Annotated in this window: 17 protein-coding genes; 7 read left to right on the top strand and 10 right to left on the bottom strand. The window is 43.9% G+C overall.

Annotation, left to right across the window (positions count from 1 at the left end; all coding sequences use genetic code 11):
* Window positions 1–79: 79 nt before the first annotated feature.
* From ABDV94_RS00490 to ABDV94_RS00475, 4 genes are all read right to left on the bottom strand, one after another.
* Entirely contained in the window at window positions 80–1,069 is a 990-nt protein-coding gene (locus ABDV94_RS00490) for a bifunctional ADP-heptose synthase (protein WP_343603845.1), read from the bottom strand.
* A complete protein-coding gene (locus ABDV94_RS00485; RefSeq protein ID WP_343603844.1) occupies window positions 1,070–2,260 on the bottom strand; it encodes a pyridoxal phosphate-dependent aminotransferase in 1,191 nt (396 codons plus the stop codon).
* Window positions 2,261–2,342: 82 nt separating this feature from the next.
* Window positions 2,343–3,287 (bottom strand): SUMF1/EgtB/PvdO family nonheme iron enzyme, encoded by a 945-nt coding sequence (locus ABDV94_RS00480; RefSeq protein WP_343603842.1) that lies wholly within the window; start codon window positions 3,285–3,287, stop codon window positions 2,343–2,345.
* Window positions 3,288–3,350: 63 nt separating this feature from the next.
* The gene (locus ABDV94_RS00475; protein ID WP_343603841.1) at window positions 3,351–4,226 is read right to left on the bottom strand and encodes a response regulator transcription factor; all 876 of its coding nucleotides are present in this window, start codon (window positions 4,224–4,226) and stop codon (window positions 3,351–3,353) included.
* A 120-nt stretch (window positions 4,227–4,346) separates the two neighbouring features.
* Here ABDV94_RS00475 and ABDV94_RS00470 point away from each other — a divergent pair, with 120 nt between their 5' ends.
* Window positions 4,347–5,411, top strand: coding sequence for a two-component regulator propeller domain-containing protein (locus ABDV94_RS00470; RefSeq protein ID WP_343603840.1), 1,065 nt, complete (start codon window positions 4,347–4,349; stop codon window positions 5,409–5,411).
* Between the two features lies 1 nt (window position 5,412).
* Here ABDV94_RS00470 and ABDV94_RS00465 read toward each other — a convergent pair whose 3' ends face one another.
* Complete coding sequence (locus tag ABDV94_RS00465) at window positions 5,413–6,294, bottom strand: T9SS type A sorting domain-containing protein (RefSeq protein ID WP_343603838.1); 882 nt, start codon at window positions 6,292–6,294, stop codon at window positions 5,413–5,415.
* Between the two features lie 83 nt (window positions 6,295–6,377).
* A complete protein-coding gene (locus ABDV94_RS00460) occupies window positions 6,378–7,889 on the bottom strand; it encodes a hypothetical protein (RefSeq protein ID WP_343603836.1) in 1,512 nt (503 codons plus the stop codon).
* Window positions 7,890–8,012: 123 nt separating this feature from the next.
* On the opposite strand from ABDV94_RS00460, the gene ABDV94_RS00455 reads away from it, so the two are divergent.
* The 6 genes from ABDV94_RS00455 (at window position 8,013) to ABDV94_RS00430 (ending at window position 14,653) form a co-directional block, all read left to right on the top strand.
* A complete protein-coding gene (locus ABDV94_RS00455) occupies window positions 8,013–8,717 on the top strand; it encodes a leucine-rich repeat domain-containing protein (protein ID WP_343603834.1) in 705 nt (234 codons plus the stop codon).
* A gap of 73 nt (window positions 8,718–8,790) precedes the next feature.
* On the top strand, window positions 8,791–9,765 hold the full coding sequence (locus ABDV94_RS00450) for a polysaccharide deacetylase (RefSeq protein ID WP_343603833.1): 975 nt from the start codon (window positions 8,791–8,793) through the stop codon (window positions 9,763–9,765).
* A gap of 161 nt (window positions 9,766–9,926) precedes the next feature.
* Window positions 9,927–11,393 (top strand): hypothetical protein, encoded by a 1,467-nt coding sequence (locus ABDV94_RS00445; RefSeq protein WP_343603831.1) that lies wholly within the window; start codon window positions 9,927–9,929, stop codon window positions 11,391–11,393.
* 150 nt (window positions 11,394–11,543) lie between these two features.
* A complete protein-coding gene (locus ABDV94_RS00440) occupies window positions 11,544–12,563 on the top strand; it encodes a hypothetical protein (RefSeq protein WP_343603830.1) in 1,020 nt (339 codons plus the stop codon).
* A gap of 15 nt (window positions 12,564–12,578) precedes the next feature.
* Window positions 12,579–13,691, top strand: a complete 1,113-nt coding sequence (locus ABDV94_RS00435) for a DUF3883 domain-containing protein (RefSeq protein WP_343603829.1) — start codon at window positions 12,579–12,581, stop codon at window positions 13,689–13,691.
* Window positions 13,688–14,653, top strand: a complete 966-nt coding sequence (locus ABDV94_RS00430; RefSeq protein WP_343603827.1) for an HNH endonuclease — start codon at window positions 13,688–13,690, stop codon at window positions 14,651–14,653. Before ABDV94_RS00435 ends, ABDV94_RS00430 begins: the two co-directional genes overlap by 4 nt.
* 201 nt (window positions 14,654–14,854) lie before the next feature.
* Here the strand turns inward: ABDV94_RS00430 and ABDV94_RS00425 are convergent, their stop codons facing one another.
* The 4 genes from ABDV94_RS00425 to ABDV94_RS00410 form a co-directional block, all read right to left on the bottom strand.
* Complete coding sequence (locus ABDV94_RS00425) at window positions 14,855–15,370, bottom strand: GDYXXLXY domain-containing protein (RefSeq protein WP_343603826.1); 516 nt, start codon at window positions 15,368–15,370, stop codon at window positions 14,855–14,857.
* On the bottom strand, window positions 15,363–16,454 hold the full coding sequence (locus ABDV94_RS00420; RefSeq protein ID WP_343603825.1) for a DUF4401 domain-containing protein: 1,092 nt from the start codon (window positions 16,452–16,454) through the stop codon (window positions 15,363–15,365). The genes ABDV94_RS00425 and ABDV94_RS00420 overlap by 8 nt, the downstream gene beginning before the upstream one ends.
* Entirely contained in the window at window positions 16,435–17,379 is a 945-nt protein-coding gene (locus ABDV94_RS00415; RefSeq protein WP_343603823.1) for a DUF2157 domain-containing protein, read from the bottom strand. Before ABDV94_RS00415 ends, ABDV94_RS00420 begins: the two co-directional genes overlap by 20 nt.
* 87 nt (window positions 17,380–17,466) lie before the next feature.
* Window positions 17,467–18,903, bottom strand: a complete 1,437-nt coding sequence (locus tag ABDV94_RS00410; protein WP_343603821.1) for a T9SS type A sorting domain-containing protein — start codon at window positions 18,901–18,903, stop codon at window positions 17,467–17,469.
* Between the last annotated feature and the right edge of the window lie 136 nt (window positions 18,904–19,039).

Here is a 19,039-nt window from a genome sequence, read left to right as displayed (position 1 = left end):
AAAGGTTTTTGACAGGTTTACCAAAACTAATTTCTAATAACCGAATCTCACTTTTCAATTTTGAATTTTCAATCTTGAATTAATCAAATTGTTTTCCTTCACACTCCTGGATCAACTGATCCGGCTCAATGCTCACTACTCCGCTTTTCTCGCAGACCAAACCTCCTGCAAGATTGGATAATTCGGCAATGCTCTCGATTGACAAATCACTTGTCAGACACAAGGTCGCAACGGAAATCACCGTATCTCCTGCCCCACTCACATCTGCAATGTTGCGGATATGCGCCGGCGTATGGTATTTCGTTTTTTGATCCTGAATATAAACGCCGTGTTCTGAGAGCGTTACAAACGTAATCGCATTTCCGAGCTTTTCTTCCAGCAGGTTCACGGCCTGGTCGAATAGTTCCCGTTTCTGAAATGTGCACGGAATTCCGACACCTTCTCTCAGTTCTTTCAAATTCGGTTTGAACAGGGTCACGCCTTTATATGCCAGGAAATTGTCTTTTTTGGGATCAACCGTAGTCGGAATCCCGTATTCTTTCGACAATGCGATGATTCCTTCAATCACATGCGGCGTCAGTAATCCTTTGTTATAATCTTCAAAAATAACCGCATCGATTTGTTCTGTTTCCAGGACTTTTTTCACAGAATCCAGAAACAGTTTTTCTTCTTCCTGGTTCAGCGGATGCGTGTCTTCGGCATCAATACGCAGCAATTGCTGGTTATTCCCGATTACACGTGTTTTAATGGTCGTTACGCGGTTGCTGCTTTCCACAATTCCCGCACAGGACATCGATTGTTCACTCAACAGTTCCTGCAGTATCTTTCCTTGTTTGTCTGCACCAACAACGGCACATAAAACCGGAACGGCTCCTAAAGACTGCAGGTTCAGTGCCACGTTTGCAGCTCCTCCCAAACGCTGTTCCTGGTTTTCCAGGCTCACGATCGGAACGGGTGCTTCCGGACTCACCCGGTGAACTTTCCCCAGCATGTATGCATCAATCATCACGTCTCCAACCACTAAAATGCGCTTGGTTTTGAAGGATGCCAGTATTTCGTGTATTGTCATTTAGTTCAATTCTGCTAATGCGTTTGCAACGCGTTTCATCGCTTCAGTCAGTGTTTCTTCAGATGCCGCATAAGAAATACGCATGCAGTTTGCATCTCCGAAAGCTTCGCCGGAAACCAGTGCCACTCCTTTGTCCAACAGGTACATGCACAAATCTTCTGCAGAATGAATGGTCGTTTCTCCGTATTTTTTTCCGAAGAAACTGGAAATATCCGGGAACACGTAAAACGCTCCTCCCGGTTTGTTGGATTTCACTCCCGGCATGTTGTTCAATGCATCCAGTACCAAAGCACGTCTGTTTTCAAACGCTTTGACCATGTCTTTCAACACAGCAGGATCTGCATTCACTGCTGCAATTGTTGCACGCTGTGCAATGGAACAGGTTCCGGAGGTAAATTGCCCCTGGATTTTGTTACAGGCTTCTGCAATGTCTTTCGGTGCACCGATATATCCGACACGCCATCCGGTCATTGCCCAGGCTTTGGAAACTCCGTTTACGGTCACGATCTGCTCTCTGACATCGTCAAATTGTGCCATGGAATAGTTGTGTCCTACAAAGTTGATGTGTTCGTAAATTTCATCCGACATTACAATAAGATTCGGATTTGCTTTCACGACATCTGCCAGTGCACGCAATTCTTCTTTGGTATAAACCGTTCCTGTAGGGTTACACGGTGATGAGAACATCATCATTTTGGTCTTTGGAGTAATTGCCTGTTTGAACTGCTCCGGGGTGAATTTAAAATCGCTTTCGATGGTTGTCGGAACAACGACCGGCACACCACCTGCTACTTTCACAATTTCTGCATAAGAAACCCAGTACGGCGCAGGAATAATGACCTCATCTCCCGGGTTGATGGTTGCCATCACCAGGTTTGCAATGGATTGCTTTGCACCGGTTGAAACAACGATATTTTCACGCTTGTATGGGATTCCGTTATCGCGGTTGAATTTGTTCGCAATGGCATCTCTCAAATCATCGTATCCGGGCACAGGAGTATAGGTTGTGAAATTTTGCTCCATAGCTTCCGTTGCGGCCTGCTTGATAAAATCCGGTGTATGAAAATCCGGTTCTCCCAAACTTAACGAAATGATGTCTTTCCCCTGAGCACGTAATTCCCGGCTTTTTCGGGACATAGCCAGCGTTGCCGACTCTTCCATTTCCAATACGCGATTTGATAATTGAATCATAAAAATTGCTTCATTAATTGTGTCCCAAATTTAGGCATATTTCACTTACAATGTCTTCCATTCAATCGAACAAATAAAAGTTTTACGGAATTGGAACAGGGATTATGACCAGACGTATTCCCAACCAGGGTTGAGGGCCCGCATACGGGATTTGATTCGGAACTTTCGCCTCGTCGGTTTTGTGGAAATAACTTCCTCCTTTACAAATTCCTTTCGTGAGGGTCATTTCTGCCACATTTCCAAACACATTGTGCAGCCCCAGAAAATCCGGATTAAAGCTTTTTACCGGAGCAGTTCCTCCTCCAAGAGAACTTTTCAAATACCCGGGCAGGCTTTTACAATCCGGAAGATTTGCATAATTGAATAAAAAGCATCCTTCCGCATTTACGCTATCCAATACCTGGTTCGGTTTCATTTTTTCTCCTAAACCTCCAAGTGCCATTTCTTCCCATTGTTCTTCTGTTGGAAGTTGAAATTTCCAGGAATAATCGTCTCCCTCAGATAAATACTTTTGATAGATGAAACTCATCCATTCCGCATAGTTCACGGCAGCTTCGTAACTGATTCCGGTAAGGGGAAAGGCTGCAAGTACACGTTGTTTGGCATCCAGCTTAACAGGCACTTTTATTTTCACTTTCAGCGCCAAATCGGATAGTGCTTCGGTTGGCCCATCGGCGGATAACGGCTTTGAGAGACCATCGATCAAACTTTTCCACAGCCCCAGAACCTTCGGTTCAACCTGGTTCAAATCCGGGAAATAAGCCTCCGGTGAATTGCTTCTTTGCTGAAATACACCTGGCTCACTGTGCAGAAAAGACAGGAACAGATAATACTCATAAATAGAAACTTCCGTGCGAAGAGCTCCGTAATCCGTATTTACAATAACAACATTGCGGGGCAGAAGCATCGTTTTCAAATCAAAGACCGGGCTTTTTTGAATGGGGATTATACTTGAAAAACTACCTGATTCGACCTGTGCAACACATCCGAGTGAACTAAAAACGAAACATGCTATCAGCTTTTTCATAGTCTTATGCTTTAATAATCAAATGTAAACTAATCCTGGTAACTTGAAACAGCCGGTTCGTATTTACCCGATTACCAACTTGTAACCCACTCCCCGGATATTCAGAATTCTTACGGAAGGATCAGCTTCGAGCTTTTTGCGCAGCCTGGAAATGAACACATCCAGTGTACGACCGATGTAATCCCCCTCATCGCCCCATACGTGTTGCAAAAGCACTTCGCGGTCAACTACCTCGTTGACAAATACATACAATTGACTCAATAATTCGGTTTCCTTTCCTGTCAATTCATGCACTTCATCGGCACGGGTGAGTTTCATCTGTTGCGGGTTGAACTGAAAACTACCGATCGCTATGACCCCGGGAAGCACGGAAGCACTTCTTTTCTTCTTTTTCCATCTCCGGAAAAACCAGGCAATTCCTGCTGAAACAACAAGCACTAAAACGGCGAGAAACAGCTTCCAGGAGCTGGCAGGAGCCAAATCAGTATACACCTCAACCGGTTGTGACTTCAGAATGGTCACAAAAATTCCGTAACACGCTTTGGGAAGCACTCTTCCCATACAGGCCGGCGCGTCCGGATGGTCTGAAGCAACGAAACGATAACTGTAGGCGACCAGGTTTGAATCACAGGTTTCCACTTCGACCAAACAGCTTTGAATACCGGGTAATTCCCGCATATGAGTCGTCACAAGATGTGTCAAATCCTGCGGATCAATTTGCAATCCGGATTCAAAAGTTACTGCCAGCCGGCCTTGTTTCAGTTCAATCGGTAAAACACGGGAAGTATTGTCGCCCGAACGAAGCAGGAGTTCATGCCCGATTTTTCGCCAGACTGTTTTCAGCATCCGCTCGCCGGTGTCTTGCTGTGCGAAAGACGCATGATTCCCGGCAATCATTGCCATCAGGCATCCAAAGACAAGTATCCTTTTCCACATCATCCTGCAAATGTATTTGATTCACGCCGCATGCGCGTATTTTTTCAATCGCGTTTACACTAATTTACACTTCTTTAAACAACTAAAAATCAAGCTGCTCTACTTTTAGGAAAAACACGAAAAATGAAAACAATTCTGATCGCGGCCTTTATCGGTCTTTTTATCTACCAGGCAGAAAACCTGCCAATCAACAAGCAAGCGGTTCCTATTATACTGGCAAACACTCCCGACGACAGTGTATTTATCGGGCCGCAACTTCCCTGCTATTACAACCGTTCCATCAGCGAATATGTGAGACGTGTTTTCCAGGACAGTAAGGGGAATCTGTGGTTTGGAACCAATTCGGACGGCGTTGCCCTCTACGATGGAAAACAGCTTTCATACATGGGGGGTTCCAACGGATTAAGGGGTTCACAGATTACCGGGATCATCGAAGACCGAAAAGGAAATACCTGGTTTGCAACCAATGACGGAATTACCCGCTACACGCAGCCCGGAAAAACGGATTCTGATGAGAAAAACTACCTGCATTTCGGAGAAAGTGAAGGATTAAGCCATTCCAGCACCTGGAGTATTTTTGAAGATAGCAAGGGTACCATTTGGGCAGGAACCTTTTCCGGCCTGTGCCGCCTGAACGGAAACCGCTTCGAGCACGTTGCGATTCCAGGTGCGAAAGGAAGCTGGATTCGTTGCATTGCAGAAGACCGGCAGGGAAATCTGTGGTTCGGAACTGCTGACAAGGGAGCTTTTAAGTTCGATGGAACAACGTTCCGGCAATTTTCCCAAAAAGACGGCCTGTGTTCCGATGACATTACCTGTATTTTGGCTGATACGAAAGGAATTCTCTGGTTCGGATCAATGGATGGTGGATTGAGCCAATACAACGGGTCGGTTTTTACCAACCTCACTGCTGAAAAGGAAATCGGAAACAACGAGGTCTGGACGATTTATGAAGACAAAAATGGTGCAATCTGGTTTTCATCCGAAGGATTCGGAGTGTATTGCTACCATAACGGGAAACTCACCAATTTCAGTAAAAACCAGGGATTCAACATGAAAGCCGTTCAAGCTATTTACCAGGATCGCGAAGGAAGACTTTGGTTCGGAGGCGGAAGCGGCTTATACGTGTCGAACGGTGGAATATTTACTCCCGTTACCCGTGAAGGTCCCTGGGAAGCCGGATGCTGAATTATTCTTTCGTGAATTTCCGGAGCCGCTGATTTCCTATCTTCAGCAAGTAGCTTCCGGGCGCCAGCGTTTCTACCCGGATCATTCCGCTGTGATCTACGATTCCTTTTCCGACTTCCGATCCGTTCAGATTCAGAACCACGTAGTTTTGTCCGGGAAAGGAAGTACTCAACTGCAAAGCATCGAAGACCGGAACCGGGTAGATATTCCAGTCAGAATCCGGAGCAGTTATTTCTGTGATCCCCAACACATGCACCGGCTGGCAGGAAGTGATCGAATCCAGGTTCAGATAAAAGGAAGCACTGTTTTTAAAGAAACAACTCAATTGTCCTGCTCCGTTGAAATCCGGCTGTCCGCCCGGAGCATTGATCAGCGAAAGGGAGCCCACACCCTCTACCCACACAGGATGGGCAGTAGAAGTGGTATTTCCCACTGCGGGAGACCAGTAAAAATGCCGATAGGAATTTCCGTCTTCCAAAGGTCTCAAGCGAATGGAATCCACGATAAAGGTTCCCGGCTCTGCCATGAAAGGACTGTTCGGGTTAAACAATTCGAGCGTATCTCCTTCGTTTACCGAAAAATCGTAGAGCAGAAAATGATCAATCTTGGTGGGATTGATCTTGGTCATGTATACCTTTCTCTCCGCAGTATCTTCATGAAGCAGGAAGGAGCGTGAAATATAGTGATAACCGTCCAGGATTTTGTGTGTAATCCCATCCACGACCGTATCGCCATCGGTATAATAGACCGAAGTATTACACCCGAAATAACAGGTCGTGAAATGCCATTCATCGAAGTTGTCCAGCAATGGTTTATAAGGCTGCGCCAATCCGCACAGGCTGATCATCATTCCGGCTAACAAGCTCCAAAACTGTTTTTTCATTCGCCGAAAGTAGTATTCATTTACCTGATCTACAAGTGCAAAAAACACGGATTCTTGGACGGCTCAATTCCGTTCCGGACAGGCTAAAATTCAAATGCCCGGCGGATATCTTCTTTTACGGCTTTGGTTTTCGGGTACAAACTCAGGTTTCCATTCATCACTTGGGTGTCTTTGCTTTCCAGGAAAACCTCCCCATTGTCCAGGCGGATAGCAATCAGGCGGATCGGTGCATTCACCGGAATGTTCGAAAATTTATAACTGCCCCCCAAGCGAAAGGCAAAGATTTGTGACGAGATTTCGGTGAAAACCATGTAGACTGTTGTTTCTTTGGATGCTGCAACAAACATATCTGTTTTCGGACGCGGATCTTTTGAAAAACGGTCGCAATTTACCCAACCCAGATCCGGAACGCTCAGCGTGTAGTAATCGTCCTTGCTTTCAAAATTGAAATCATAATCCGGACTCCATTCCAGGTTATTTTTCGTGTAGTATTCCTTGATGTCTTTTTGCTTTGTGAGCGTTTTGGCCTTTAATATTGCCGGATAGGATTCTCCTGCCCGGATATTTGTCCTATTCACAGCAGGAGCTTTTAGCAGGAAGCGGCGCAGTTCGTCCAATAAAGCCCGTTCTACCAGAAGGGTTGATTTGACTTCGGACACTTTGCCTTTTTGATCCATTTTCAACTGTACTTCGACCTGATAGCCGTTTGAAAAGCGTTCTCTGAGTAGTCCTTCTTTCAAGGGTTGCTTTTCAAACCATGCTGCCAGGGTTCCTTCCCCGTTATTCAATTTAACGGCAGACAAATCCAGCTGTCCTTCTTTGTCCGGGGCTTTCAGCTCGATCAGGTATACCTGTGGAGCGCCTCTTGATTCGACCATATTCCTGGTTTGAGCGAAAACATCCTCCTTCCTCCCGGCCTTGTTCTGCGCAGCAAAATCATTCCATTCTATGATATCATCCGCGTTTTTCACCCCTGTAAATTCTTTCATTCCGGGTAAGTCTTCTTCTCCTTTCGGAAAATCAATTTTCAGAGAACGCCCCCGTTTTAGCTTCAATGGCTCATCTGCTTGTTTGGCATCCATATAAACCGATCCGCCCGTTTCGAGGAGTTTCCCGTTCACTGTTTGGGTACTTAAATTACAGGCAAACATTTCCAGGGGCGTGTAGCATTCGATGAGTGAAAACACCATTTCGCCGTTGACTGTTCCGCCCGTTTCATTCACAAACGAAGCCGCCGGAATATGAATACGTGTCCCGGCTTTTCCTACAATCACCGTATCGGATGAGGTTTTCACGATAAAAATCTGTTTTGCCGGCCGGAAAGCTGATTTTAATTCCGCCAGTGCCGTTTTATTATCCCGTAGCGCTCTTGTTCCGGAAGAAGCACGCGACCGGGGGAAGGGTTTTGATGCCGTTTGATTCTGAGCAGGTGCTCCAGAACCGGAATGGACTGTGCTTTTCTCAGCAATTTTCACTGTCTTCTCAAGCTGTTTCTTCCCCCCGTTCTTTTGAGAGGAGTTGCTACAGGAACTGAACGCCGCAAGAAAGAGAACAGTCGTTCCCGCACATAGGATTTGAGTGAGTTGGTTCATCATGTTTTCGGTTAGTGTTCATTTCCGGGTAAGGTAAACCAAATCTTTCAACTTTACTTCATAAACGATCCCTTTTCGAGGTTTTCGGATTATATTTACCATTCTGAATCACCAATTTTTTGACCTATGAAACACACATATATCTTCGCACTTCTTCTGTGCTTCCTGACTTCCGGAATTACTGCTCAGACCGATCCCGAAGAAGGTGTTGAACACAGTTTGGAAAACGCGTTCAAACATCCGCTGGATGTCGTGGAAATTTCCATTAACAGCCATCCTCATCTTGTCCTTCCGGATTCGATCGACCGCTTTACAGGCATGACGTGGTTTGAAGTCAGCGATTGCAACCTGAAAGAGCTTCCTGCATCGTTCTGTAGCTTGAATAACCTGATGATCCTGTCGCTGACCAGTAACGAACTGACGACTCTGCCGGAAAATATCGGGAACCTGCAAAACCTCGGCTTGCTGGACATCACAAACAATCAAATCAGCCGCTTACCGGCTTCATTCTGTTCGCTGAAGAAAATCAGTCAACTGGCACTGGATCAAAACCAGTTTGAAGAATTTCCGATCTGTATCACAGGAATCGAGGAACTCATGAGTTTGTCTTTGCAGCTGAACAAACTGAAGGAAATCCCGGCGGAAATCGGTCGGCTCAAAAACCTGGGATTGCTTTTCCTGATGGATAATCAACTCACTACCCTTCCCGATTCCATTTCAATGCTGGAGAATTTATCGTTTCTCGACCTGAGGGGAAATCCCATTTCGGCAAAAGAACGCGAACGTATTTTGAAACTCGTTCCGAAGGGCTGCGAAGTGGTGTTTGAGTAGAAAGTCTCATCGTTTTTTTTCATCTGTTCCATCTTTTCACTAATTTCAAAAGTGCCATTCTATTATTTCGGTTATGAACAAACTATTTTTTCTCAGCTTGTTTATTCTTTGTTTGTTTCTCCAAACGGCAGTATCTCAAACCAGCATTACCCATTACCAGGTAACAACCGGGATTGGAAAACAGGCATCCAAACAACTCATTGTCCTGAGAAGTTTTGAAAACAAGGGAACTCCGATGTATTTCGCTGTTGATGCCCAAACGCTCGAAACGCAGGTTATTCCGGCTAAAAGTGTTGTTTTTCAAGCTATGAAATGGGGTGATTTGCAGAAAACGTTTGCTGAATTACCGTATTTCAAAGCCTTGAGTTATGCTGTTACCCAGGCGCAAAGCTTACAGGATGCGGGAATCACACACGGCTACCCGGCTGAGAAGGGAATTACGCTGACGGTGGATCTCTGTCCTTCTGCCAAACCGCTTGATCGCAGTATTTTTACTTCACTGATTACGGAATTTAGAAAGATTGAACAACCGGTTCCGATCGGGCTGTCTATTTCCGGGAAATTTCTGAATACGCATACAGCCGATATCCAATGGCTCAAAAAACTGGAATCCGACGGGCAGATCCGCATTACCTGGATCAATCACACCTACACGCACTATTACGATCCGAAAACGCCGCTTCCGGAGAATTTTCTGCTGAAACCGGGAACGGATTTGAATTACGAAATTCTTCAGACGGAAATCGACATGCTGCAAAACGGACTCATGCCTTCTGTTTTTTTCCGGTTCCCGGGATTGGTTTCGGACAACAGTATCGTAGATAAAATCACAAATTACGGTTTGATTCCGATCGGCAGTGATGCCTGGCTTGCAAAAGGACAACGTTCCGAACCGGGAAGCATTGTGTTGATTCACGGGAACGGCAACGAACCGATCGGTGTGCAGGATTTTATCCGCCTGCTTCAAACCGAAAAGGAACAGGTGCTCAATAAGCAGTGGTTGCTCTACGATTTGAGCGAAAGCGTCGGTGATGAGTTCGGGGAGTAATACCGGCTTGGTTTATATCATTCGTTTTTGAACTATCCGTAATCCGGAAGTTTTCTTTCAGACAGCACGTATAAAATCCCTTTTTTCAAACGGGAAAAACACCCTTTTGCTGTGTTTTTGTTTTTCAGAGGTTTGTGGAAGAAACCATTAAAAACTGATTTATGAAAACGCCAGCTTCTATCCTCGCACTACTCTCCATCATTTTTTTGCTGACGGCATGTAGCGAAAAGCTTCATGAACTCACTGTTGACACCTCGAACGGGAAAACAACCTTTTCGACCTCCAAAAGAAATGGAACATCAAATAGTGGAAGATCAACAGGAAAAACGTCTACTGATAACAGCACGCAGTATATCCGAAAGGGAAAAGCGCTCAATATCAAAATGAGCAACATTTCGTCCAGTGATTCTCTGGTTCTTTCCGTTTCTGAACAAGATGTAAGGATTACCGGAGATGAAGCCAATCGGTTCCAGGATTCACTTTATCGATACATTAAATCCAACGGGGCTACTTCAGTATCCTCTACTGCAATTGCAAGTGAAATAAGGGAACAACAAAAAAACAATAATCTGCTCAGTGAAAAATTAGTACAGCAACAATTAGAATTACGGGAAGAAATTGCTAAAAAAAATGATTATCAGAACCGTTTAAATAATGCGAAAAAACAGAATAATAAGAAAAAGCAAAGTCCGGGCGAAAAAAAATACTCGAATCTCCTTCATCAAACAGAAGAGGATATAAAAATCCTAAATGATAGTATTCAGATCTTGAGCGAGGAAAAACAAAACGCAAAAAGAAGACTTGATTCATTAGATTTTGTTTCAAATATCAACTTCGTCCAAAACAAGTTATACTATCTGAATCAAAAAAAGAACTTGCTGATCAATCCTCAACAGCAAACACTTTTCCTGGATGAAATCAACCGTACCAAAGAGCTCTGTGAACAAAAGGTTTCTACACTATCATCCCGTGAAATCGATTTTTTATCCCTTGCAACCGAATTACACAAATCCATTGACTTATTCAACATCTTATCACAAGAAGCTGAAAATCTGGTTTTCGAAAAACAAAAAACATTTTTCCCTTCCAAAGAAGAATTTACCGTTTCCATCAAAAAATACCAACGAAACAATAAAAGTGGACAAGCAGAAGAATTAGTTCAATTAACCTTTATTCAATATCAGCGTTTCAAAATCTTTTCTTCCATCGGAGCACATTGCATGATCTACAATGGAAAATTTGCCGGAATTTACAGCAATAAAGATTCGATAATCGTTCGCAGAAACGGAAGCAATATTGTACCATCTTTTGGAACATATCTGAACGGAACCTGGCGTTTGAACGACTGCCTGATGGGAATTGCTCTTGGAATCGGTATTCCGCTTCAGTTTACAAGCAACGTTGATATGACACCCAATTTCAACATTCTTTGGACTACCAATTTTCAGAATCAATATGGCAGATTTGGAATCAATGCCGGATTCGGGATCCAAAAAGTAAATGTACTTGCACCAGGCTTCCAAGTTGGAGATAATCTGGGAACAAACAATCTGGACATTCCACTCAGAGCAATCTGGACTCCTACATTCGGCATCGGGATTTCTTATAATATCGGAGACAGGGATTAAACCAAAAGCGCACTTCGACTCCGCTCAGTGCTCTTTGGAAATTTCACTACGGAAAACCACATTTTTTCATGCGGGAAACACTGAAAATGAGTCAAACCGGGTTTTATTCAGAAAGCATTTGCTTAGTTTCGCGAAAACCTTTTTGTTACAATGAAATCAATGACTCTTGCGCTGCTCTTTTTCAGTTCTTTGGCTGCTTACTCCCAGGAAGCTATTGACCTGATTGAATCTACTCTGAAATTGGATGCTTCCGGGAAGAAAGAATTTCATTTCGGCTTTGCAGCAGGAGATCAATTGGTGTTGGATTTGAAAACCGAAAAAGGGCATCGTCTCAGTGAGATTTCGGTTTCGGAGTACAAGGGGCAGGTCTTATTTTCGGATATGGATGTCAAAAAGATAAAAAGCCAAATCGTCCGTATTCCTGCAAACAACATTTACACCATTCACTTTTCAAACCTCAGCTCCCATCACCAGGTGGTTCATTTTACCATCAAACGCATTCCGAAAGATGAAACCGGTAGAAATTTCAACTCCACGGTTAGCTGGAAAACAGTGTATGACACTACGTATCAGGAGAAAAAAGAAAAATACCTCATCAGAAAGGATACTTCTATCGTCAATCTGCTGGATCAGGTTTCGAAAGTTCACTCGCAGACCAATCTAAATGGTCATACGAGTACTTCCAAGTTCAAACTACCCAAAAACACTGTTTCCTGGGCCTATTACATCGATGTGAATCAAGCCGGGCAAAAAGCCTTTGAAGAAGCTGCCGGAAACCTTTCCCGTTTGGCTCCCAAAATTGCCGGCATTCCGGAAGTTGGTCCTGTAGCTGCGATTGCATTGGGCGTAACAGGAATCTTACCAGCTGTTCAAGGTGATGAAGACATCCAATTTTACATCACAGACTATGACAATGTGCAGTTGTTTTTATCAGGTTCTGCTTTCAATTCCCTGCGAAAAGGACTTGTAGTCAACACCTCCGGAAGAATGACTCCTACACCGGGTTACAACGGCTATTACTACATCTGCCTGAGTAATGACAATGCTGTTTCAGGAGTAAGTGTTACCCTCAAAGTCTCTGCTATCGTTGTCGATGAAGAATGGGGAACCCGAACGATCAGAGTTCCCGTGGTGACGGAAAGGAAAGAGGCTTGTTTGAAAGCAGAATAATCAAACTCTACCCATATGAACTATTTCACTCAAGAAGACCTGAATTTCTATATTGAACATGCAAACACAGTATACGACAAAGAAAATCAACAAGATATCAGAACAGGCTCGCGAATCCGGAAAACTATTTTTGACAAAGTGAGTTTTTGGGGAGAACAAGTTGCTAAGCAATTAGGTTTTTCATCTTTAGGTCGAAATAATTGGCTCAATACCTATCAATCTACCTTTAAAGAATACGCCTGGTGCAGAATATTTCCCAATCCGGATGATCACCAATTGTTTTTTAATGTCGAATGTAACGCTGAAGAAGGAAGTCTGATCATCAAATTACATTGTAAGTTTAGTGGTTCGGATCGGTTAAGTCACGACAAAGTTGCTCTTTTTGACAAGTTTGTAGAAACTAAATTTTATAGAGGACAATGGATCAGATGGTATCTTATCGATCTCCGATCTTTTCAAAATTTTGATCAATTAATCAATTTCAGTAAACACTTCATTCAAGATAATTTGCATCATTATTTTGAGATAAAGAATCTGTTAGACAGCTCTGACCTAAAGGAAGAATTGGAAAATCTGCATTTGGATTCAATGGATTTAACTCAGATGAAACTGACAAAAGTTGAAAATAATCCGTTACCCCAAAAGAGCTCCCGGGGAGAATACGTGTTTCAAGATAAAACACTCTATTCCAATGTCCTGAACGAACCATCCGGATCGATTTACGAAAAACGGAATAGGGAGAACAAAAAACTAGGCGACACCGGTGAAAAACTGATTTTAATCCAGGAAGAAAAAAGATTAAAAGAGCTTCAGGAAAAAGGTATTATCTCAAAAGATAAAAGAGTTATAAAGCAAAAGGATTACGTAGGCTACGACTTTTTATCATATGATGAAAATGGCCAGGAGATTCATATAGAAGTAAAAACGACTGCGGGAAATCAAAAAGCCCCTTTTTATATGTCTATGAATGAAGTTTCCGTTATGAAAAGTGATCCCAAATGGAAATTATACCGGGTATATGATTTTAATGCAAAAACGAAAACTGCAAACTTTTTTATCTGGGATGCCGTACAAGTAGAACTCAACATTGATTTTTTTAGTAAGACTTATTATTGCTGTTTTAAATGATCTTTCAAAAAGTCCTTTCTGATTTCTCCAGGCTTCGCCGTGACAGAAAACTCGGCGGCGCTCCTCATAAGCCCATTTTGCTATTGGCCATTTTAGAATTGATTCGCAAGGGCGAAATCACCAATAACCGGATTGCCATTACACCTGAACTCGTACTGGAATTTAAATCAATCTGGAGCAAATTGGTTGTTACACGACATACTCCCACTTTTTCACTGCCTTTCTTTCACATGAAATCGGAACCTTTCTGGAAATTAGTTCCACGCGCTGGAATGGAAATTCCGGTGACTTCTTCCAACAGCATCAAAAGTTTCACTGCCTTAAAGCAAACTGTTGCATTTGCTGAAATTGATCCGCAGGTGTTTATCCAGATGCAGAATCCGGTTCATTTACTGGTTTTGGAAGAAGCACTTTTAGATCAATACTTCCCTGAAACAAAAAGCATGTTCTCTTCTCCGAAGCACGACTTATTCTCGGAACTTGAAATGCAAATACTTCAGGATGACCCGGTCACCTACCGCAAGCGTATTTCTGAACTACAGAAAAATCTCCCGAAAGAAAGGTATGAAGAAGAAATTTTTGTGCGCGGAGGTGTGTTCAAGCGGGAAATCCCGAAAATCTACGCTTTCCACTGTGCCATTTCGGAAATGCGGATAGAAGCTGCAACGCAGGTTCAAATGATCGACGCCTGCCATATCAAGCCATTTGCGCTTTCGAAAGATGATACCATCACCAACGGCATTTCCTTATCACCGACTCTTCACCGGGCTTATGATCGCGGCCTGATCACCATTACCGATGACTACCTGGTCAAAATTTCACCAACAGTGATTGAAAATGACTCTCCGTATTCTCTCGGTCAATTTGATGGAAAACAAATTCTCCTGCCAGGCAATCCACATTTTTACCCGGCAGTTGAAAATCTAAGATGGCATCAACAAAACTGCTTTATTGCTTCCTGAAACTCATTTCTACTCCTTTACCACCCGCTTCTGAATGGTTCCCTGTGAAGTTTGAAGAACCAAATGTAGCCGACAGGTTGTTTTGATCCAGTATTTCATATGCCACCTGACCATTGACTGCCGGTATACATAAGGTTAAAAAGGACGGTTTCAATCTGGTGGTGGTAACATCCCGGTTTTACCGAGCTTCTCTGAACGACTCTACCTCAACTCTTTCCGGTCTTTATCCAATAAACATTCAATGACGACATCACCGGAACGGTTTACACGGAACTGTGCATATTCGGCGCGGTCAAAGTGCTTGCTTCTTCCCTCCTGGAACAAATATTCATTGGGCAGAATGCGGTAGTTGAAAAACGCTTTTTCGGACGAAAGAACAAATTCTCCTTTCTTTAGAGGAGAACCGGCTTGGTACAAACGGACAAAAACAGCCAGACTGTCATTCATTTTCACTACAACTTGAGCACGCTTTTTTTCATTGATCCGGTAGAACCGGAAGTCTTCGAAAGAATTTCCGGTCGGGATTTCGTCGTTGATATCGTAGTTGAGGGTCATGTAATCTCCCATCATAAACGAACGCGGATCGGCGGGCTGCAACTTCAACACCAGGATATCTCCTTTTTGAAGCAGTTGCTCTTTTCCCAAAAGCATCCAGGTAAATATCACCGCAAGCAGCACGATGTTTCCTGCAATCAAACTCCATTTCAACTTATTCATGCGGCATTTTTTTAGCATTCAACAAAAAGAATAATCCAAGATACAAGACTCCCAACCCGATAAACACGAGCGATTTCTGCATGAGCGTCCAATTCAGTTCATAATAGAAATGAATCACGGCATAGATCAATCCCAGCGCGCCGGTAATGATTCCGAAAAGAGACCGCGTGAACAAAAAAGCCAGGAAAGCCAACAGGAAAAAAGCAATTTTTACGCTGAAGAAGCCCAATAAGAACAAACTCAAAGGCAACAATACCACGATCCAAAGCGGCAGGTGTTCCCGCTTCAAACGGCGGTACTGCCAAACAAACAGCAAAACTGCGAACAGCAACAACTCCACATACATGGCAAGAGTGAGCCACTTGGCGCTGTTGAATGTTGTCCACCGCGACCAGGACCAGGAATCAAAGTCGAGTACAAAGTAACTGCACAAGGCCAGGAAAACTCCGTGTTTCAGGTAATTGGAAAAGTGAACCAAGCGGGAATAATGGCTGAAGATGAATCCTTCCAGGCAGACCAGTGCACCAAGCAGCAAAATAAAGATCATGGCTACCAACCGGAAAGTATCGAAGCGGTCTTCACTGAAATCACGCGACTCCAGAAGCCAGTTCAGAATCCAAAAGGAAGCAATTACTCCCAAAATCGTGAGCAGGTTTTTACGCGAAACAAGCACCAGGATGACAATCACCCCCAGGATGATTCCCTGAACCTCGCGGTCATTGAACGTATCGAGCGAAAACAATGCGGCGATCAATGAAACTGTTCCGACCAGCGCAAGTCCCGTACCAAGAGCATCTATCAAACGTTTGTGAACCGTGCGGTGTAAAACCACCGTTCCTGCGAGGAATAATAGGGCAATAAAGAAATAAAAACCGGTTCCGGGTTCAGCGATCTGGTAAATGGCCGCTCCGAACAACCCCAGAGTAATGAGTGTTCCCATAAATACCACATACTCCAAAGCCCGGATTCCGAAATGTGCGCCATGGTAATTCAGGTCTTTTTCCACCCGTGCAGTTTCCATCACAGCGTCCGGGAAGAACTGTTTCCAGCGCTCTGCGGGTTGGTCATGCTTTTGATTTTCCATTCTTCCAGAAGTTTCGTAAATAAATCAGAAAAAAGATACTTACCGTCAGTACCAACAGGGTTGCAAAGGCCGGGATAATCAAATTGTCATGATAGACTGCAATCAATTTTGCGTCCATCACCACCATCAGCGACAAAGCAATATGCGCAACCGGAATCAACCACTTTTTGTAGAGTGCCAAACCAAATAAAGCCGCTTCGCAGAAAATGAAAACAGCAAATTCCGTCCAATCGAAGCGCGCCAGGAATGAATCGCCCAAAATGGTTGCACTGGTTCGGGCCGTACTGAAAACAATTGCCGGAGTGAGTACCGTGAGCAAATACCAATACGGAAATGCTTTTGCCGGTTTCACTTCATTCCACACCACGGTGAGTGCCACAACGACAAAGAGGTAAACATAAACAGCGAAATACTGGTCAAAATAATCGTACAAGCCCACGCAGGCCAGCAGGTGAAAAAGAATCCACAACGGCGCAAAATGCATGATCAAAACCCAGGCAGCAATCAAAGCCAGCCACAATGCAATGTACTGATAGGTGAAAGCGCCTGTTTGGTAAACCTGCCCGAAAACCGCAAAAAGTACACCGACCAGCAAGGAAGCCACAGTTACGAGAAGGTTCTTCGTGAGCTGGGATGATTTCGGCAAAAATACCGGAACAAGAAAACCCAGCAGAAAAACCCAAACAGTGGTAAATTTCCACGATGCGGGCATGTCTCTCCAGTTAAAGGCAAAGAAGAAAACCAATCCGAATCCCAGGAGTGAAATCCCTCCAACCAGCAGAATCCATTTCAAAAATTGCCGGTATTCTTCTCCGTGTATGGGGATTTGTTCGGTATAACTTCTGGCTTTTTGTTCCGGAGTCAGGTCGCTGTGATTGGCAATAGCAGTCAGTTCCGTACGTGATAAGCGCTTTTCCTTTTCCATAGGTTGTTTGGTATTTAAAGGCATCAAGATCTGTCACTTGATGAAGTAAATATAACATTCCGGAAATGAAAAAAACGATAAAATCAGTTAAAACGCATCCTGCACTACCAATCGCTCTACCCGGAAAGGTTTTCCATCCGAACTCACTTCGAGGAAATATTCGCCCTGTGGTAAATCGTCAGCCTGAACAGCTACCTGACCGGTATTCGACCCGGAAACCGGTATCATCCGCAGGGTTCTTCCCGTCAAATCATGAATCCGCATCGTCAGATCGCGTCCGTTCGAATTTCCGAAATGGACGGTAAAATTCCCGTTCGACGGATTGGGAACCAGGGAAATCGGTGTGACTTCCGGTTCTGAAAGCCCTAACTCACAATTGGATTGAGTATTGTACAGGAAATGAGCAGGAATATTCGGAGAGCAAATCCCCAGCGTTCCTCCCTGGATAGACACATTCGTAGAATCAAATCTACAGTTGATTCCGGAAGTATTCGGGCAATTGATCACCGCATCGATGTAGTTGGGATCAAATATGTTGAATATAAAGATGCTTCCCGAAGGCACCAGGCACATGGAAAAATAATATTCGTCTAGTGCAAACGTTCCCAACTCCGTAGGATTCGTCTGCCAGTTCGGTTGATCCAGGTCGTATTGATTCAAGATGCTGTTTTCGATGATGTAGACTTTGCGTCCATCGGCAGAAAATGCACCTTCTGAATACGTATTGAATGCATGCACCAACTGCAAAGAACCCGTTTGCAGATCCAATGCATACATGCTTCCTTTAACCAGCAGGTGCCTTCTATCCGGCGATACGGTAAGCTTCCCTCCTGTTGAAAACAGCTTTTCAAACGAATCGAATCCGTTTACACCGAAGTGAATCTTGTAAAGTGAATCGACTGAAAAAGAATAGATCCAATACCCGGTTGCCGAACCGGTATAGGTATCCGGTACGGCAGTAATCGGCTCAAAATCCGGGTTGGTTCCAGGCATATGCGGAACAACCACATGGTTCTTTGAAACAACTGCCCCGCTCCCATTATTTGCCAGCATATCAATGACTGCATACGAAAACCCGCTGCTATACAGGTTCGGATCCGGATTCATTGTTGGTAGCAAGGCTTCGAAGCAATCTTTTGTCAGCAGGTAATATTTTTTACTCGAAGCTGTAATTCCGGCCGGATCGGGAAGAACAATTGCTCCCTGCGACGAACTGCGACACCCCATCGAATCGAGAAATTGTCCGTTTTGCAAATACTGACCGTTAGCACCCCATATTCCGGAAATACCGGGAAGTCCCGGACATTCTCCACCATTGGAATAAAAAAGCAGGTTCCCGTCTTCGTCACAAATCGAAGCCGCACATTCATGGGAATCAGCAACCGAAGTGGAAAGAATCTGGAACGGAGAAACCCGAAAGTCAAAAATGGTCGTTCCCCAATAAACCGTACTCACTTCGTTTTGGGAAAATGCAGTTGTAAAATAAAGAACTGCCAGTAATACCAGGTGTGTTTTCGTTTTCATAGTAGTTGGTTTATTTTAAAAGACTAACGACAGCAACAAGCGTTCAGTTGCCTTTTTATTGGTAAAACATCCAAAACGATTGATTGAAACTCCGGAGATTCCATCGATTTAAAAGTGCAAACCACTCGTTCTAAAA

Source organism: Fluviicola sp., assembly GCF_039596355.1.
GTDB lineage: Bacteria > Bacteroidota > Bacteroidia > Flavobacteriales_D > Crocinitomicaceae > Fluviicola.
The sequence above is the reverse complement of the archived record's forward strand: the minus strand, read 5'-3'. Positions and strand labels throughout refer to the sequence as shown.

Coding starts and splice junctions, on each gene's coding strand:
- ABDV94_RS00410 (WP_343603821.1), bottom strand. CDS start 18,903: ATGAAAACGAAAACACACCTGGTATTACTGGCAGTTCTTTATTTTACA.
- ABDV94_RS00490 (WP_343603845.1), bottom strand. CDS start 1,069: ATGACAATACACGAAATACTGGCATCCTTCAAAACCAAGCGCATTTTA.
- ABDV94_RS00425 (WP_343603826.1), bottom strand. CDS start 15,370: ATGAATAAGTTGAAATGGAGTTTGATTGCAGGAAACATCGTGCTGCTT.
- ABDV94_RS00440 (WP_343603830.1), top strand. CDS start 11,544: ATGAAATCAATGACTCTTGCGCTGCTCTTTTTCAGTTCTTTGGCTGCT.
- ABDV94_RS00470 (WP_343603840.1), top strand. CDS start 4,347: ATGAAAACAATTCTGATCGCGGCCTTTATCGGTCTTTTTATCTACCAG.
- ABDV94_RS00435 (WP_343603829.1), top strand. CDS start 12,579: ATGAACTATTTCACTCAAGAAGACCTGAATTTCTATATTGAACATGCA.
- ABDV94_RS00420 (WP_343603825.1), bottom strand. CDS start 16,454: ATGGAAAATCAAAAGCATGACCAACCCGCAGAGCGCTGGAAACAGTTC.
- ABDV94_RS00480 (WP_343603842.1), bottom strand. CDS start 3,287: ATGAAAAAGCTGATAGCATGTTTCGTTTTTAGTTCACTCGGATGTGTT.
- ABDV94_RS00475 (WP_343603841.1), bottom strand. CDS start 4,226: ATGATGTGGAAAAGGATACTTGTCTTTGGATGCCTGATGGCAATGATT.
- ABDV94_RS00445 (WP_343603831.1), top strand. CDS start 9,927: ATGAAAACGCCAGCTTCTATCCTCGCACTACTCTCCATCATTTTTTTG.
- ABDV94_RS00485 (WP_343603844.1), bottom strand. CDS start 2,260: ATGATTCAATTATCAAATCGCGTATTGGAAATGGAAGAGTCGGCAACG.
- ABDV94_RS00460 (WP_343603836.1), bottom strand. CDS start 7,889: ATGATGAACCAACTCACTCAAATCCTATGTGCGGGAACGACTGTTCTC.
- ABDV94_RS00455 (WP_343603834.1), top strand. CDS start 8,013: ATGAAACACACATATATCTTCGCACTTCTTCTGTGCTTCCTGACTTCC.
- ABDV94_RS00450 (WP_343603833.1), top strand. CDS start 8,791: ATGAACAAACTATTTTTTCTCAGCTTGTTTATTCTTTGTTTGTTTCTC.
- ABDV94_RS00415 (WP_343603823.1), bottom strand. CDS start 17,379: ATGGAAAAGGAAAAGCGCTTATCACGTACGGAACTGACTGCTATTGCC.
- ABDV94_RS00430 (WP_343603827.1), top strand. CDS start 13,688: ATGATCTTTCAAAAAGTCCTTTCTGATTTCTCCAGGCTTCGCCGTGAC.
- ABDV94_RS00465 (WP_343603838.1), bottom strand. CDS start 6,294: ATGAAAAAACAGTTTTGGAGCTTGTTAGCCGGAATGATGATCAGCCTG.